The 16,030-nt window shown below is 31.2% G+C and carries 19 protein-coding genes; 16 read left to right on the top strand and 3 right to left on the bottom strand.

Going from position 1 to position 16,030, the window contains the following annotated elements; translation table 11 throughout:
• Position 1: 1 nt before the first annotated feature.
• From NR218_RS05480 to NR218_RS05465, 4 genes are all read left to right on the top strand, one after another.
• Complete coding sequence (locus NR218_RS05480) at positions 2-829, top strand: sulfite exporter TauE/SafE family protein (RefSeq protein ID WP_017175871.1); 828 nt, start codon at positions 2-4, stop codon at positions 827-829.
• Positions 830-848: 19 nt separating this feature from the next.
• The gene (locus NR218_RS05475) at positions 849-2,180 is read left to right on the top strand and encodes a bifunctional metallophosphatase/5'-nucleotidase (protein ID WP_048679484.1); all 1,332 of its coding nucleotides are present in this window, start codon (positions 849-851) and stop codon (positions 2,178-2,180) included.
• A gap of 111 nt (positions 2,181-2,291) precedes the next feature.
• The gene (gene lipA / locus NR218_RS05470) at positions 2,292-3,212 is read left to right on the top strand and encodes a lipoyl synthase (protein WP_265883270.1); all 921 of its coding nucleotides are present in this window, start codon (positions 2,292-2,294) and stop codon (positions 3,210-3,212) included.
• A 203-nt stretch (positions 3,213-3,415) separates the two neighbouring features.
• The gene (locus NR218_RS05465) at positions 3,416-3,802 is read left to right on the top strand and encodes a YutD family protein (protein ID WP_017175869.1); all 387 of its coding nucleotides are present in this window, start codon (positions 3,416-3,418) and stop codon (positions 3,800-3,802) included.
• 53 nt (positions 3,803-3,855) lie between these two features.
• On the opposite strand, the gene NR218_RS05460 is transcribed toward NR218_RS05465, so the two are convergent.
• The gene (locus tag NR218_RS05460) at positions 3,856-4,122 is read right to left on the bottom strand and encodes a DUF3055 domain-containing protein (protein ID WP_002448201.1); all 267 of its coding nucleotides are present in this window, start codon (positions 4,120-4,122) and stop codon (positions 3,856-3,858) included.
• 102 nt (positions 4,123-4,224) lie between these two features.
• On the opposite strand from NR218_RS05460, the gene NR218_RS05455 reads away from it, so the two are divergent.
• The 7 genes from NR218_RS05455 to dltD all read left to right on the top strand — a co-directional run bounded on the left by NR218_RS05455 (position 4,225) and on the right by dltD (position 10,039).
• Entirely contained in the window at positions 4,225-4,659 is a 435-nt protein-coding gene (locus NR218_RS05455) for a DUF86 domain-containing protein (RefSeq protein ID WP_017175868.1), read from the top strand.
• Entirely contained in the window at positions 4,659-5,447 is a 789-nt protein-coding gene (locus tag NR218_RS05450) for a TIGR01457 family HAD-type hydrolase (RefSeq protein ID WP_002448132.1), read from the top strand. The genes NR218_RS05455 and NR218_RS05450 overlap by 1 nt, the downstream gene beginning before the upstream one ends.
• 335 nt (positions 5,448-5,782) lie before the next feature.
• Positions 5,783-5,953 carry a teichoic acid D-Ala incorporation-associated protein DltX gene (locus tag NR218_RS05445; protein WP_002455559.1) on the top strand — a complete coding sequence of 57 codons (171 nt, stop codon included), beginning with the start codon at positions 5,783-5,785 and terminating at the stop codon, positions 5,951-5,953.
• A 14-nt stretch (positions 5,954-5,967) separates the two neighbouring features.
• Positions 5,968-7,422: a D-alanine--poly(phosphoribitol) ligase subunit DltA gene (gene dltA, locus NR218_RS05440; protein WP_048679899.1), complete on the top strand. Its 1,455-nt coding sequence runs from the start codon at positions 5,968-5,970 to the stop codon at positions 7,420-7,422.
• The gene (gene dltB, locus NR218_RS05435) at positions 7,419-8,633 is read left to right on the top strand and encodes a D-alanyl-lipoteichoic acid biosynthesis protein DltB (RefSeq protein ID WP_019835072.1); all 1,215 of its coding nucleotides are present in this window, start codon (positions 7,419-7,421) and stop codon (positions 8,631-8,633) included. The genes dltA and dltB overlap by 4 nt, the downstream gene beginning before the upstream one ends.
• 15 nt (positions 8,634-8,648) lie before the next feature.
• Complete coding sequence (gene dltC / locus NR218_RS05430) at positions 8,649-8,885, top strand: D-alanine--poly(phosphoribitol) ligase subunit 2 (protein ID WP_017175865.1); 237 nt, start codon at positions 8,649-8,651, stop codon at positions 8,883-8,885.
• On the top strand, positions 8,882-10,039 hold the full coding sequence (dltD, locus tag NR218_RS05425) for a D-alanyl-lipoteichoic acid biosynthesis protein DltD (RefSeq protein ID WP_048679902.1): 1,158 nt from the start codon (positions 8,882-8,884) through the stop codon (positions 10,037-10,039). The genes dltC and dltD overlap by 4 nt, the downstream gene beginning before the upstream one ends.
• 66 nt (positions 10,040-10,105) lie before the next feature.
• On the opposite strand, the gene NR218_RS05420 is transcribed toward dltD, so the two are convergent.
• Entirely contained in the window at positions 10,106-10,348 is a 243-nt protein-coding gene (locus tag NR218_RS05420; RefSeq protein ID WP_002433501.1) for a NifU family protein, read from the bottom strand.
• 103 nt (positions 10,349-10,451) lie between these two features.
• Here NR218_RS05420 and NR218_RS05415 point away from each other — a divergent pair, with 103 nt between their 5' ends.
• A complete protein-coding gene (locus NR218_RS05415; protein ID WP_048679904.1) occupies positions 10,452-10,775 on the top strand; it encodes a YuzD family protein in 324 nt (107 codons plus the stop codon).
• An 89-nt stretch (positions 10,776-10,864) separates the two neighbouring features.
• On the opposite strand, the gene NR218_RS05410 is transcribed toward NR218_RS05415, so the two are convergent.
• Positions 10,865-11,929, bottom strand: coding sequence for an NAD(P)/FAD-dependent oxidoreductase (locus NR218_RS05410; RefSeq protein WP_265883269.1), 1,065 nt, complete (start codon positions 11,927-11,929; stop codon positions 10,865-10,867).
• Positions 11,930-12,244: 315 nt separating this feature from the next.
• Here NR218_RS05410 and NR218_RS05405 point away from each other — a divergent pair, with 315 nt between their 5' ends.
• The 4 genes from NR218_RS05405 to NR218_RS05390 all read left to right on the top strand — a co-directional run bounded on the left by NR218_RS05405 (position 12,245) and on the right by NR218_RS05390 (position 15,975).
• Complete coding sequence (locus NR218_RS05405) at positions 12,245-12,490, top strand: YuzB family protein (protein ID WP_265883268.1); 246 nt, start codon at positions 12,245-12,247, stop codon at positions 12,488-12,490.
• Between the two features lie 12 nt (positions 12,491-12,502).
• Positions 12,503-12,862: a HesB/IscA family protein gene (locus tag NR218_RS05400; protein ID WP_049379468.1), complete on the top strand. Its 360-nt coding sequence runs from the start codon at positions 12,503-12,505 to the stop codon at positions 12,860-12,862.
• A gap of 326 nt (positions 12,863-13,188) precedes the next feature.
• Entirely contained in the window at positions 13,189-14,397 is a 1,209-nt protein-coding gene (locus NR218_RS05395) for an NAD(P)/FAD-dependent oxidoreductase (RefSeq protein WP_017175861.1), read from the top strand.
• A 99-nt stretch (positions 14,398-14,496) separates the two neighbouring features.
• On the top strand, positions 14,497-15,975 hold the full coding sequence (locus tag NR218_RS05390; protein WP_265883267.1) for a M17 family metallopeptidase: 1,479 nt from the start codon (positions 14,497-14,499) through the stop codon (positions 15,973-15,975).
• Positions 15,976-16,030: the final 55 nt, after the last annotated feature.

Raw genomic sequence — 16,030 nt, 5'->3', positions numbered from 1 at the left:
AATGTTTTTAACAATGATTTTATTAGTTTTAATTGGATTATTATCTGCAGTATTAGGTTCTTTAGTAGGTATTGGTGGTGGTATAATTATCGTACCTACTTTAGTGTATTTAGGAGTGAACCATCATCTATTACACGGCATCACTACTCAGATTGCAATTGGTACGTCATCGGTTATTCTTATTGTAACTGGACTTTCTTCATCTATTGGTTATTTGAAAACAAAGCAAGTAGATATTAAAAATGGGTCCATATTTTTATTTGGATTATTACCTGGTTCACTTATTGGTTCGTTTTTAAGTAGATATTTAACATTAAATTCGTTTAATTTATACTTTGGTATTTTTATGATCTGTGTATCTATTTTATTGATGATTAGATATAAAATTAAACCATTTAAAATATTCGATAAGGAAAAGTATCGTAAAACATACATCGATGCTAAAGGGATGACTTATCATTATAGCGTTCCACCTATGTTTGCCTTCTTTGCTACATTATTTATAGGTGTACTTACAGGTTTATTTGGGATTGGTGGTGGAGCGTTGATGACTCCTTTAATGCTTATAGTATTTAGATTTCCACCTCATGTAGCAGTAGGGACAAGTATGATGATGATTTTCTTTTCAAGTGTAATGAGTTCAATTGGTCATATTATTCAAGGTCATGTTGCTTGGTCATATTCAATTATTCTAATCATTTCTAGTTATATTGGCGCTCAAATTGGAGTAAAAATAAATCACTCGATTAAATCAGAAACAGTAGTATTATTATTACGCACAGTAATGTTAATTATGGGTGTATATCTAATTATTAAATCGTTTCTATAATAAAACAGGAGGAATTTAAGTGAAGCTTACAATTTTTCATACAAATGACATTCATAGTCACCTTAATGAATATGCACGTATTATGACGTACATGGCTGAACACCGACCTGAACTTCAACACCCTTCACTTTATTTAGATATTGGTGATCATGTTGATTTATCTACACCAGTAACAGAAGCAACTATGGGCAAAAAAAATATTGAACTTTTAAATGAGGCTCATTGTGATATTGCTACAATTGGGAATAATGAAGGAATGACTATTTCTCATGAAGCATTAAATAATCTTTACAATGATGCACAATTTAAAGTCATATGTGCTAATGTTTTAGACGAAGATGGCCACTTACCTCGTCATATTGCCACATCTTATATAAAAGAAATAGAAGATGTACGCTTTTTATTTGTAGCAGCGACGGCACCTTTCACGCCATTCTATCGAGCACTTGATTGGATTGTGACAGACCCATTAGAAGCCATCAAAGACGAAATTGAACAACGCAAAGGACAATACGATGTATTAATAGTTATGAGTCATGTAGGTGTCTTTTTTGATGAAAAATTATGTCAAGAAATCCCAGAGATAGATGTGATACTAGGAAGCCACACACATCATCATTTTAATCATGGTGAAGTCAATAATGGTGTACTTATGGCAGCAGCAGGGAAATATGGATATTATCTTGGAGAAGTGAATTTAACGATTGAAAATAAAAAAGTAGTTACTAAAGAGGCTACATTACATCCAGTAGACACATTACCAGTGGTTAAAACACATTTTGATGAAGAAGGAAAAGATTTGATGAAGAAGGCGATTATTAATAAGCCAGTTTCTTTATCTAGTAAAACAAATGTGATTACAAAAACGACTTATTTACTTGCAGAAAGTGTGTATGAGTTTACAAATGCAGATTGTACAATTATTAATGCTGGATTAATTGTTAATAGTGTTGAGAGCGATCAACTTACTGAATACGATATCCATACTATGTTACCTCATCCAATCAACTTAGTTCGTGTACGTTTGAAAGGTTCTGAATTGAAAAAGGTAATCTTAAAAAGTCAAAAGCAAGAATATATGTATGAACATGTCCAAGGATTAGGATTTAGAGGTGATATTTTTGGTGGTTATATATTATATAAATGTGGATTTATTCAATCAGAACATCGCTTCTTTGTAGATGGACAAGAAATAGAAGATAACCGTACCTATATATTAGGAACTGTAGATATGTATACATTTGGAAGATATTTCCCATTATTAAAAGGAACATCGATTGATTATTTAATGCCTGAATTTTTAAGAGATATCTTTAAAGAAAAATTAATTCATATGCATCATTCTTCTTAGTACACAAATGTTCATAGTTATGTCTTAATTTTATAAGTTATTACATTTTAATTTAATGTAAATTTCGTTATAATAGTTGAAGATAGATTAAACAGGAGGGTATGTGTTGTTATGGCTACTAAAAATGAAGAGATTTTACGTAAACCAGATTGGTTGAAAATAAAGCTAAACACTAATGAAAACTACATCGGCCTCAAGAAAATGATGCGTGAGAAAAATTTACATACAGTTTGTGAAGAAGCAAAATGTCCAAATATACATGAATGTTGGGGAGCTAGACGTACGGCTACATTTATGATTTTAGGTGCGGTATGTACAAGAGCTTGTCGTTTCTGTGCAGTAAAAACTGGCTTACCTAATGAACTAGATTTAAATGAACCAGAACGTGTTGCAGAGTCTGTAGAACTAATGAATCTTAAACATGTTGTTATCACAGCTGTTGCACGTGATGATTTAAGAGATGCAGGATCTAATGTATATGCAGAAACGGTTCGTAAAGTACGTGAACGTAATCCATATACGACAATTGAAATTTTACCGTCAGATATGGGTGGGGATTATGAAGCACTTGAAACACTAATGGCTTCAAGACCTGATATTTTAAACCATAACATTGAAACAGTACGTCGTTTAACTCCAAGAGTTCGTGCGCGTGCGACTTACGACAGAACATTAGAATTCTTACGTCGTTCTAAAGAGTTACAACCTGATATTCCAACTAAATCAAGTTTAATGGTAGGTTTAGGTGAAACATTGGAAGAAATTTATGAAACAATGGATGACTTACGTGCAAATGATGTTGATATTTTAACAATTGGTCAATATTTACAACCATCACGTAAACACTTAAAAGTTGAAAAGTATTATACTCCATTAGAATTTGGTAAATTAAGAAAAATTGCAATGGAAAAAGGATTTAAACATTGTGAAGCTGGTCCAATGGTACGAAGTTCTTATCATGCTGATGAACAAGTAAATGAAGTGGCAAAAGAAAAACACCGTCTTGGAGAAGAACAGTTACAACAAAAATAATATTAACCCAAAAATTTAAAATAAACTTTCTGTTAAGTGATATTGCATAATGAAGTCATATTATCTTGTGAAACAATAATATGAGTACATAAAGTCAATTAACAATGTTTATTAATAGATAGATGCTAAAACTTAGATTGCTCTTTTTCTTTAAAATAGGCAATCTAAGTTTTTATTATAATTACAATTAAAGGTGACTTATTATGATTAAAGTTAATCAACAGTATTTTGAATTAATTGAAGATTATAGAGAATGCTTTGACGAAGAATTATTTGCTTCAAGATATTCAGATATACTTGATAAATATGATTTTGTAGTTGGAGATTTTGGTTATGATCAATTACGTTTAAAAGGATTTTATAAAGATTCAAATAAAAAAGCTGAAATTTCAAAACGTTTTTCAACCATTCAAGATTATATTTTGGAATATTGTAATTTTGGTTGTCCATATTTCATAGTGAGACATATTAATGATAATGAACGATTAGAACTAGATAGTGTAGATGAAGTAGAGGATAAATTACATGATGTTAAAATAAAACCAACAATACAAGCTACGCAATCTACTGAAAAAAAGAATAATAAATAATGAAAGGTCAAAACAATGATATTCACAAAATATACATTGTTTTGACCTTTCATTTATTGAATAACTTGATTTAGATATTCAATGATTTCTTCGCTTTCTTCTTGAGACACACCTAATATATGAGCAATATATCCTTCTTCTTCAATATCGTCTGTGCCTATGATGCCAAATTTATTAGTTTGAAGATTTAATACCAGTGTTTTACCGTAATGACGATCGGTCTGAATAAGCATTAAATCATAGCGACTATGTTCACCTACAAATCCTACAAATTGTGCTTGCGATTGTTCCTCATCATCGTACAGAAACATATCTATCATATCAGTCATGCTCCTTTATTTTTAATATGTGAAATTAGTATAACGACAAATGATGCATGATGCAAAACTATGATATGATAATAATAATAAGAGGTGACCGATATGTATTTTGTAGATAAAGATAAATTAGCACTTAAAATAAAATATTTAAATCAGCTTATTAAGGATTATGAAACAAATAAATCAAATCATTATGCATTTGAACGTATTGCGCAAATGTTAATTGAATCATCAGTAGATATTGGAAATATGATTATTGACGCTTTTATTTTGAGAGATCCTGGTAACTATAAAGATGTTATTGATATTTTAGAACTTGAAGGGGTGATTTCCAAAGATACACAAAACCATATTAATGATACAGTTAAAATCAGAAAACAGTTTGCACATCATTATACAGAATTAGAAGTTGAAACACTTGTACCATTATTTGACACCTCAATACCGTATTATCGACAATTTGTGAAAGAAGTTACTCAATTTCTAAAAAAAGAAAATGTGCCAATTACCGCTTTTGGAAAAGGAGATTATTCATAATGAAAAATTATAAAGGTTATTTAATCGATTTAGATGGAACAATGTATATGGGTACAGCAGAAATTGATGGTGCTGCTCAATTTATCGATTATTTGAACAAAAACGATATTCCTCATTTATATGTTACTAATAACTCTACTAAGACGCCTGAAGAAGTAACAGAAAAGTTAAAAGAAATGAAGATTGACGCTAAACCAGACGAAGTAGTTACTTCTGCTCTAGCTACGGCAAATTACATTGCAGAAGAAAATAGTCAAGCTAGTGTGTATATGCTAGGAGGTAATGGTTTAAGAACAGCATTAACCGATGCAGGTTTAACCGTAAAAGAAGATGAGAATGTAGATTACGTAGTTATCGGTTTAGATGAAGCAGTCACATATGAAAAACTTGCAATAGCTACTTTAGCAGTACGTAAAGGCGCAAAATTTATCTCTACGAATCCAGATGTCTCAATTCCTAAAGAAAGAGGCTTCTTACCTGGAAATGGAGCTATTACAAGTGTGGTTAGTGTATCTACTGGACAACAGCCACAATTTATTGGTAAACCAGAAACCATCATCATGCAAATTGCTTTAGATATTTTGAAACTAGATAAGTCTGAAGTGGCTATGGTGGGAGATTTGTATGATACAGATATAATGTCTGGTATTAATGTGGGGATGGATACGGTACATGTACAAACAGGTGTAACATCTTATGAAGAAATTCAAACTAAACAACCAAAGCCAACCTATTCATTTAAAGATTTGAATGTGGCTATAGCTGAATTAGAAAGTAATACTAATTAATAAAAATAATTTCTATGATAACTTCTTATTACTTAAATTGATGATATGAGTAATAAGAAGTTTTTATATCTAACAGTTTTGTTATGCTCTGTGTAATTGTGATATGTAATCATTAGTACTAATATATAGAATATCAAAGATAAGAATAAGGACATATCGGATAAGATAGATACATATTTAACACTCACTAATTATTATATAAAATAAATTTGATATATAATTAATATTTTTATATAATAAAGTGTAAAAATAAAAGTGCGATATAATATTTCTTGATAGTAAGATAACTTTACTAAATATAAAATAAGTAGAATTGTTCTTCAAAATAAATAGCAATGTTTGTGAGGTGTAATATTCAATTGAGAGAAACTAAAAAAATAAGTGTTTTTTATGAAAAAGCAAAACCATATCTACTGACTATTCTATACTTAGCAATTTTTATAGCTTTGTATCTTATATATGGTTCAGGCGATACACATAATAACTTTATATATAACGAATTCTAGTAAGGAGTCAAAGGATGACAGATATTATAAATTTAATTAATGATATTGGACAAAAAAATCCAGATCGAGTAGCTATTAGACATAAATCAGATGAGTTAACGTATCGTCAACTTATAGAAGAATCTAGTAAGCTAGCACATTATTTGCAAGATACAAATAAGCCATTAATCATCTATGGTCATATGTCACCATATATGGTAGTTGGAATGATAGGAGCAATCAAAGCAGGATGTGGCTATGTCCCAATTGATACGTCAGTTCCAATAGAACGTGTAGAAATGATTATGAATAAAGTAGATCCAACATTTATTTTAAATACAACTGATTCAAGTGTGAATCAACCAAGGAAAGAACTTACAATCGAAGATATTAAACATTCTGATTATCCTATTGTTTTTGATAGTCAAATTGATAAAACAGATGTTGTTTATACTATATTCACTTCTGGTTCTACAGGTGAGCCTAAAGGTGTGCAAATTGAGTATGCGAGTTTAATAGAGTTTGCAGAATGGATGGTCTCATTAAATGAAACAGATAATCATCAGGAGTGGTTGAACCAAGCACCATTTTCATTTGATTTATCTGTAATGTCAATTTATCCATGTTTAACATCTGGTGGAACACTTAACTTAGTAGATAAAGATATGATAAAAAAACCGAAGTTATTAAATGAAATGCTTGTTCAAACGCCAATTAATGCTTGGGTATCAACACCATCATTTATAGAAATGTGTTTATTACTTCCTAACCTTAATGAAAAAGATTATCCAAGTTTAAATCATTTCTTCTTTTGTGGAGAAATTTTACCGCATAGAACAGCTAAAGCACTTGTTGATAGATATCCAAATGCAATTGTTTATAACACATATGGACCAACGGAAGCGACAGTTGCAGTTACTGGTGTAAAAATCACACCCGAGATTTTAGAACGTTATAACCCACTTCCAGTAGGTGTAGCAAGACCGAATACTACACTATCAACAACTGATGAAGGTGAACTTGTTATTAAAGGAACAAGTGTGAGTTTAGGATATCTAAAAAACAAAGAAAAAACTGAAGCAGTATTTAAGTTTGATAATGGCGTTCGCATTTATCACACGGGTGATAAAGCTATTGAAAAAGATGGTTATTGGTTTATCCAAGGACGTATCGATTTTCAAATAAAGTTAAACGGTTATCGCATGGAACTAGAAGAAATTGAAACACAACTAAGACACTCAAAATACGTTAGAGAAACTGTTGTTGTGCCAATTTATAAAAATGGAAAAGTTGTTTATCTTGTAGGTGCTATTGTACCTACTAAAAAAGTTGATAATGACTTAGAGATGACCAGAAACATTAAAAATGAATTGAAATCTCGCTTACCTGAATATATGATTCCGAGAAAATTCGTTTGGATGGAACAACTTCCATTAACATCAAATGGAAAACTTGATCGTAAACAAGTTGCAGAGGATATCGACGCATGATTCCTTATGGTACGTTTACCTTCTTCTTAGTCGCATTTATCGTTCTTTTACCAGTCATCATACTCGGATTTTTAGGTAAGCGAAGCTATGTATACAATGGGATAAGTACAGTGATTATGATTGTGATTATTTTCTCTTCAGATACATACAATTTATTTGGACAGAAATATTTAAGTGTTCAATTAATCAGTTTTGTAATTTATTTAATATGGCAAGTGCTATTAATCATGTGGTATTACAAATCACGACAAAAAAATAATACTTTTATTAAATTTTTAATTATTATGATTTTATCTATTTTACCTTTAGCACTTGTTAAAATATTACAAAGTTCATGGTTAGGTGGACATCAAATACATTTCCATGAACATAAGTTAATTGAATTTGTCGGATTCTTAGGAATCTCATATGTTACTTTTAAAAGTGTACAACTTATAATGGAAATTAGAGATGGTTCTATTAAAGAAATTAAAGTGGGGAAATTGATTCAATTTATTTCATTCTTTCCAACAGTATCTTCAGGACCCATCGACCGTTATAAACGTTTTGTCAAAGACGATAAAAAAATACCAACTGGTGAGCAATACAGAGGTATGGTAGTTAAAGCGATTCATATGATTATGATGGGCTTCTTATATAAATATATTATTGCTCATTTAATTAATGTATATGCAATTATGCCATTATTAATGCATTTACATGGTTTTACTCATAAATGGTTATATATGTATGCCTATAGCTTTTACTTATTTTTTGACTTTGCAGGTTATAGTTTATTTGCAATAGCAGTGAGTTATCTATATGGCATTAATACACCACCAAACTTTAAACAGCCGTTTAAAGCACGTAACATTAAAGATTTCTGGAATAGATGGCATATGTCATTATCATTCTGGTTTAGAGACTGTGTTTATATGAGAACATTGTTCTATATGTCTAGTAAAAAAATAATGAAGAATCAATTTGCAATGTCAAATTTTGCCTTCTTCTTAAATTTCTTTATTATGGGTGTATGGCACGGATTAGAAGTATTTTATATTGTATATGGTATTTATCACGGTTTAATGTTTATCGGATATGGATATTATGAACGCTGGAGAAAGAAACATCCACCTCGCTTTCAAAATGGTTTTGCTACAGCATTAAGTGTTATTATCACATTCCATTTTGTAGCATTTGGCTTCTTAATATTCTCAGGAAAATTAATTTAAAGGGAGAAATAAATGATGGAATTTAGAGAACAAGTTTTAGAAGTATTAGCTGATGTAGCAGAAAATGACGTAGTTAAAGAAAACCCAGATGTTGAGATTTTTGAAGAAGGAATTATTGATTCATTTCAAACAGTTGGATTATTATTAGAAATTCAAAATAGATTAGGAATTGAAGTATCAATTATGGATTTTGATCGCGATGAATGGGCAACTCCTAATAAAATTGTTGAAGCTTTAGAAGAATTACGATGAAATTCAAACCATTTTTACCAATTCTTATTAGTGGAATCATATTTTTAGCTTTTGTATTAATGCCTGCGAGTTGGTTTACTGGTCTCGTTAACAATAAGACACTTGCTGATAATAGAACGTCACTAACTGATCAAGTACTTAAAGGTACGCTCATTCAAAATCAATTATTTAGTAATGATAAATATTATCCACTTTATGGTTCAAGTGAGTTAAATAAACGTGATCCGTTTAATCCTGCGATAGCAATGCATCATCGAAAAAATACAAAGCCTGTATTCTTAGTTGGTACGGGCGGTAATACAGATTTAATTAATGCTATTGAATTAGCGGGTCAATATGATCAACTTAAAGGTAAAAAGATGACATTTATCATTTCACCACAATGGTTTAGTACACATGGCGTTAATGATATGGATATGGCTGCGCGTACGACACCAAATCAAATCAATCAGATATTTCAACAAAAGGATATGCCTTCAGAGTTAAAACAACGCTATGCTAAACGATTATTAAAATTTAGAAGTGTTCCTAATAAGGAATATTTAAAAGAATTAGTAAAAGATCCAAGCAACCCAAAAGGTCGTTATATTTCTAAGTTTAAAGAAAGTCAACTTCTTAAAATTGAGGCAATAAAAACATACTTTTCATTAGATAAATCACCATTAACTCATGTACACTCACTTACATCACCCAATGATTCTTGGAAAAACATGAGTAATAAAGCAGTGCAACTTGGTGAAAAACGTTCTACTTCTAATAGTTATGGTATCCGTAACGAATATTGGAAAAAACTAATGCATAAAAAGCCAATGAATCGTCGCCAATATGAATTTAAAATGAATTCACCAGAGTTTAAGGATTTATCTTTACTAGTAGATACAATGCATCAAGCAGGTGCTGATGTACAATATGTTATTCTTCCAGTAAATGGTAAATGGTACGATCATTTAGGTATTCACCGTTCAACACGTGAACCTGTCTATAAAAAAATACATAAAACTGTTGTCGCACATGGTGGGAAAGTGTATGATATGTCAAATAAAGACTATGAAAAATATGTATTAAGTGATGTGGTACATGTAGGTTGGAAAGGTTGGGTATACATGGATCGTCAAATTGAAAAACATATGAACAATCATCAAACTCAATTCTAAATAGCAAAAAAAAAAACACCCTACTCTGATTAAATACTGAGTGTAGGGTGTCTTTAATTTATATCGTTAGAAAACTTGTTCTACTTCTATAACGCCTGGTACTTCTTCGTGTAAAGCACGTTCTATACCTGCTTTTAATGTAATAGTTGAGCTTGGACACGTTCCACACGCACCATGTAATTGTAATTTTACGATGCCATCTTCTACATCGACTAATGTACAATCTCCACCGTCACGTAATAAAAACGGACGTAAACGTTCAATAACTTCGGCTACTTGATCAAACATTGTTGCATTCTCAGTAGGCATGAGATATGTCTCCTTTCAAGTAAAATACTTCATAAACTTATTATTAATTTATTATAATAGATAAAGAAAGAAAAATCTATAAAACTAAACGGGGGATTAATATATGACGAAAGTAAGTGTTGTTGTTTACGGTGCAGATGTAGTGTGTGCAAGTTGTGTCAATGCACCAACTTCTAAAAATACGTATGAGTGGCTAAAACCATTATTAGAAAGAAAATATCCTAATATTCATTTCGAATATACATATATCGATTTTCAAAAAGAAACTGAAAATTTAAGTGATCATGATCAACAATATATTGAGCAAATTGAAAATGATGAGTTGTTTTACCCGCTTATTACAATGAACGATGAATATGTGGCTGACGGTTATATTCAGTCAAAAAAAGTGACTCATTTTATAGAACAATATATTATAAACAATTAATATAAAGTGCAGTATTCAATTTTTATAAAAATGTGGGGAAGCTTGAGATGATGAATAAAATTAAATTCTGTCCTGCTTCCCAGTTTTATTTATCCATTATGATATTTATATAGCCACAAAACACCTGATTTTAATATATGCGCTAAACGTCCTGTGACTGTGCGATCCATAATATAGGCAAACCCTTTTTTCTCTCCTAGAGAACCTAAGAAACCTTGAACTTTTAATTCAGGCATTTTTTCAGGAAGTGGTTCATGATTCCATTGTTTTTTTAGTACATCGGCAATTTGATCACCCTGTACTTCTGCTAATTGAGCACTTGGCGCATGTGGTAAAGCTGCGCAATCTCCAACTACATAAACATTTTTATAAGTTGGTACTTGATGATATTGATTAACGATAACGCGACCACTTTTATTAATATCAATAGGCAGTTTTCTTACAATTTCAACGGGTTGAATACCTGCTGTCCATACTACAATATCAACAGGCTCTGGTGTACCTCCATTATAAATTGTTCCTTGCTCAACTTTATCAATCAAAGAATTAGGAACCACGTTTACATTATTTTCGCGGAACCACTTCGCAATATAATTACTTAATTTTTCTGGAAAATTTCTTAATATACGAGGTCCACGATCATATAAAATAATTTCTAAATCTGTGCGACTTTCACGTAGTTCACTTGCTAATTCAATACCACTCAAGCCAGCTCCTACAATTCCAACACGCGCTCCTTTAGGTAACTCGCTAATACTATGAAACGTTTCACGGGCTTTAGAAAGCGTTTGAATACTATGAGTGTATTCTTTAGCTCCTGGAACATTATGATATTTATCTTCACAACCTAGTCCGATAATCAACTCACTATAATCTACTTTAGTTTGTCCTACCGAAACAATTTGGTTATCTAAGTCGATATCACTTATTTCTCCATAAATTGTATTTACGCGATGTGAATTAGGAAAATTCATTCGCACATCACTATCAGATTTTGTGCCTGCAGTGAGCGCATAGAATTCAGGTTTTAAACCATGAAACGGCATTCGATCTATAAGAGTTAATGTGTATTCTTGAGGAAGAACATCTGGAAGAATGCGCGACATAATACGCATATTACCATACCCTCCACCAAGCAGAACTAAATGTTTCATATTATGTTACCCCTTTACATTAAAATATCAATTGGCTATGTAGTATTAATGTCAGACCTTTATAATGTCAGACTGTATAAATAAAGTATAGGTTCAATAATAAGTGATTCAGCCTATTTTAACGCTTATTTTTCATTTATTGTCCCCTAACAAATAAATGAAAGATTAATATAATTTTATTATATATGTTTTTAATAATCACGACAAACAAATGTGAAATGTTATTGCAAAATACAAATAGTTAAAAACCATAGCAATGCAACATATTAAGAGATTTGTTATAATAATGTAATTAAATTAAAAAGAAGGTGAAGTATGTTTCCATTAGTCGAATTCTGTATATCGAATATGGCCAAAGGCGGAGACTACGTTTACGATAAACTCGAAAGTGATCCTGAAGTAGATGTGTTAGAATATGGATGTCTCAATAATTGTGGTTTATGTTCTTCTGGGTTATATGCATTGGTAGATGGAGAAGTCGTAGAAAGGGATACACCTGAAGATTTGTTAAACAATATTTATAAACACATAGAAGAAAATGATTTTACAAACTTATTATAGGAGTGATTAGAAATGCCAACAGTAATACTTACTGAAGCAGCAGCTTATGAAGTAAAAGACATGTTGAAAAGTAATCATATGGAAAACGGTTATTTAAAAATTAAAGTGAATGGTGGCGGATGTACAGGTTTAACATATGGTATGTCTGCAGAAGAAGCCCCAGGATCAAATGATGAAATATTAGAATATTATGGATTAAAAGTCTTAGTAGATAAAGATGATGCTCCCGTACTGAATGGCACTAAAATTGATTTTAAACAATCATTAATGGGTGGTGGATTCCAAATCGACAACCCAAATGCAATTGCATCATGTGGATGTGGCAGTTCTTTTAGAACAGCAAAAGTAGCTGGACATCCTGAAAATTGTTAAGTCTCATATTCTTAAGTTAATACAATATAGTAATAATAAATTTAAATAATCGTTCTGTTGTTGCTTGAAAATATGGTATAAAAACTATAAAATTGGAAGTGGATTAATTTTGTCTTTTTTGTGAATAAATGTTCGCAAAATGGAATATAAAAGTGTTGACTAAGACTATAAATGGGGATGAACAAATAGGTTAAGTTCAAAGTTTTACGAAACAATCAGTATTTTTACAATACTATTGTATTATAAAATGCTACGTTTCAACATGTTCTGAAACTTGTAGCCTTTATCTACATTTAAGAAAAAATACGAAAGCTTAGGTGAATGAAATGGCACAAAATCGTAAAAAAGTACTTGTATTAGGTGCAGGATATGCAGGTTTACAAGCAGTTACTAAATTACAAAAAGAAGTATCTGCAAATGAAGCAGAAATCACTTTAGTTAACAAAAACAAATATCATTATGAAGCAACTTGGTTACACGAAGCGTCAGCTGGTACTTTAAATTATGAAGATTTAATTTATCCAATTGAAAGTGTAATTGACAAAAATAAAGTCAACTTCATCAATGCAGAAGTAACTAAAATTGATAGAAACGCTAAAAAAGTAGAAACTACTCATGGTATTTTTGAATATGATATTTTAGTTGTTGCTTTAGGATTTGAAAGTGAAACATTCGGTATTAACGGAATGAAAGAACATGCGTTCCAAATTGAAAATATTCATACTGCCCGCGAATTATCTCGTCATATTGAAGATAAATTTGCGAACTACGCTGCATCAAAAGAGAAAGATGAAAATGATTTAGCAATTTTAGTAGGTGGCGCTGGATTTACAGGCATTGAATTCTTAGGTGAATTAACAGACAGAATTCCTGAATTATGTAATAAATATGGTGTAGATCAAAATAAAGTTAAAATTACATGTGTTGAAGCTATGCCTAAAATTTTACCAATGTTCTCAGAAAATCTTGTAAATTATGTAGTTAATTATTTAGAAGAACGTGGCGTTGAATTTAAAATTGGTACGCCAATCGTTGCTTGTAATGAAAAAGGTTTCAAAGTTAAAACAAATGATCAAGAACAACAACTTGAAGCCAATACTGCAGTGTGGGCTGCTGGAGTTCGCGGTAGTCAACTTATGGAAGAATCATTCGAAGGTGTAAAACGTGGTCGTATCGTAACTAAACAAGATTTAACAATCGATGGTCATGATGATATCTTCGTTATTGGTGATGTTTCTGCGTTTATCCCAGCAGGTGAGGAACGTCCATTACCAACTACAGCTCAAATTGCTATGCAACAAGGTGCACATGTTGCTAAAAACATTGAAAATATCTTAAATGGTCAAGCTACAACTGACTTCGAATATATTGATCGTGGTACAGTTTGTTCTTTAGGTTCACATGATGGTGTAGGTCATGTGTTTGGTAGAGACATCACTGGTAAAAAAGCTGCGTTCATGAAGAAAGTGATTGATACACGTGCAGTATTCAAAATGGGTGGCGTTGGCTTAGCATTTAAAAAAGGTAAATTCTAAGTTAATAAATTAAATATTTAATCATTAAGGAGTGAGACAGAAATCTGTGAAACAAAATAGATTTCAATATCTCACTCCTTTATTTTAAAGGAGAGTTATATGATACATTTTAATTATGATTCGAATAAAATGACCGACATTATTATTCTAGGAGTACCCGATCATCTTAATCAAATTGGAAAGATCACGTACAAAAATAGTGACCTTACACAAACTATTGAAAATTACCGACATCGACATATTGTAAGTAGTCAATTAGGAAAAACATCTTCGACTATTTTATACATAAATAATGAACCTAAACGTTTAATTACGGTTGGACTAGGAAATTTGAAAACATTATCTTATGCTTCATTTTTAAAAGTATTTGGTACACTTTTTCAATATCTAAAAAAAGAGCGTGTGACAGAAGCAAATGTTCTTTTTGATACATTTAATTCAAAACAAATTGACAAAACAAGTATTGCAGAGATTTTCGGATTACAAAGTAGACAATCGATTTATGAATTTAACAACTATAAATCTAACAAATCCACACCATATCAACTGGAATTATATATAGAATCATCTAATAGTGATGAAGATATAAAAAATATAAAAGCAGGGTATTTGATTGGTGAATCGGTGAATATAGCACGTGACTTTAGTAATATGCCTCCCAATATACTTACTCCAGAATACTTTGCAAGTGAAGTAGCACATCACTTTAAATCGTCTTCTGTTTTAGTAGATATTAAAAGTAATGACACATTGTTATCAGAAGGTTTTGGTTTACTACATGCTGTAGGTAAAGGATCCACTCACTCTCCTGTTGTTATTACTTTAACGTATCATGGAACAGATGAAAATGAAGCGCCTATTGCATTAGTTGGGAAAGGGATTACATATGATTCTGGTGGTTATAGCATCAAATCTAAAATGGGTATGCAAACAATGAAATTTGATATGTGTGGTGCTGCTAACGTTGTAGGAATGATTGATGCTGCGTCTAAATTATCTTTACCAGTAAATATTGTAGGTGTCATTGTCTCTGCAGAAAATATGATTAGTCAACAGGCTATGAAACCAGATGATGTATATACTGCCTTAAGTGGTGAAACAGTAGAAGTTTTAAATAGCGATGCTGAAGGCCGTTTAGTTTTAGGAGATGGCGTATTTTATGCAAATCAATTTCAACCACGTTTAATATGTGATTTTGCTACTCTTACAGGTGCTGCTATAGCGGCATTAGGAGAAGATAAGGCTGCTTTATTTAGTTCGAATGCAGATGAAGATATGAAACACATTTTAGAAAGTGCTAGAGAAGTTGATGAATTCGCTTTTGAATTACCTATTACTCAAACTGAACAACAATTGATTCGTAATACAGAGGTCGCTGATTTAGTGAATCATACAAATGGACAAGGTAAAGCCTTATTTGCTGCAGCTTTCGTTACGCATTTTAGTGAGCAAACGCCACATATTCATTTTGATATTGCAGGTCCTGCAACGATTAATAAAAATAACTATAAAGGTCCTAAAGGTCCGACAGGAAGCATGATAATGACCATTGTGAATTGGTTAAGACAATCAATATAAAATGGATGTTAGAAATGAATATACATTCATTGTGAGGCAAAATAGATAAATGTCT

It is taken from the genome of Staphylococcus sp. SUC_1.2, assembly GCF_026222585.1.
Note: the sequence above shows the minus strand (reverse complement) of the source record. Positions and strands in the feature narration are given on the sequence as shown.

Bases quoted from the DNA above. Each gene is read 5' to 3' on its own strand.
- NR218_RS05415 (WP_048679904.1), top strand. From the start codon at position 10,452: ATGACGAAAGTAAGTGTTGTTGTTTACGGTGCAGATGTAGTGTGTGCA.
- NR218_RS05460 (WP_002448201.1), bottom strand. From the start codon at position 4,122: ATGATAGATATGTTTCTGTACGATGATGAGGAACAATCGCAAGCACAA.
- NR218_RS05455 (WP_017175868.1), top strand. From the start codon at position 4,225: ATGTATTTTGTAGATAAAGATAAATTAGCACTTAAAATAAAATATTTA.
- NR218_RS05390 (WP_265883267.1), top strand. From the start codon at position 14,497: ATGATACATTTTAATTATGATTCGAATAAAATGACCGACATTATTATT.
- NR218_RS05450 (WP_002448132.1), top strand. From the start codon at position 4,659: ATGAAAAATTATAAAGGTTATTTAATCGATTTAGATGGAACAATGTAT.
- NR218_RS05480 (WP_017175871.1), top strand. From the start codon at position 2: ATGTTTTTAACAATGATTTTATTAGTTTTAATTGGATTATTATCTGCA.
- NR218_RS05445 (WP_002455559.1), top strand. From the start codon at position 5,783: ATGTTTGTGAGGTGTAATATTCAATTGAGAGAAACTAAAAAAATAAGT.
- lipA (WP_265883270.1), top strand. From the start codon at position 2,292: ATGGCTACTAAAAATGAAGAGATTTTACGTAAACCAGATTGGTTGAAA.
- dltB (WP_019835072.1), top strand. From the start codon at position 7,419: ATGATTCCTTATGGTACGTTTACCTTCTTCTTAGTCGCATTTATCGTT.
- NR218_RS05395 (WP_017175861.1), top strand. From the start codon at position 13,189: ATGGCACAAAATCGTAAAAAAGTACTTGTATTAGGTGCAGGATATGCA.
- NR218_RS05410 (WP_265883269.1), bottom strand. From the start codon at position 11,929: ATGAAACATTTAGTTCTGCTTGGTGGAGGGTATGGTAATATGCGTATT.
- NR218_RS05405 (WP_265883268.1), top strand. From the start codon at position 12,245: ATGTTTCCATTAGTCGAATTCTGTATATCGAATATGGCCAAAGGCGGA.
- dltC (WP_017175865.1), top strand. From the start codon at position 8,649: ATGGAATTTAGAGAACAAGTTTTAGAAGTATTAGCTGATGTAGCAGAA.
- NR218_RS05420 (WP_002433501.1), bottom strand. From the start codon at position 10,348: ATGCCTACTGAGAATGCAACAATGTTTGATCAAGTAGCCGAAGTTATT.
- NR218_RS05465 (WP_017175869.1), top strand. From the start codon at position 3,416: ATGATTAAAGTTAATCAACAGTATTTTGAATTAATTGAAGATTATAGA.
- NR218_RS05400 (WP_049379468.1), top strand. From the start codon at position 12,503: ATGCCAACAGTAATACTTACTGAAGCAGCAGCTTATGAAGTAAAAGAC.
- dltA (WP_048679899.1), top strand. From the start codon at position 5,968: ATGACAGATATTATAAATTTAATTAATGATATTGGACAAAAAAATCCA.
- dltD (WP_048679902.1), top strand. From the start codon at position 8,882: ATGAAATTCAAACCATTTTTACCAATTCTTATTAGTGGAATCATATTT.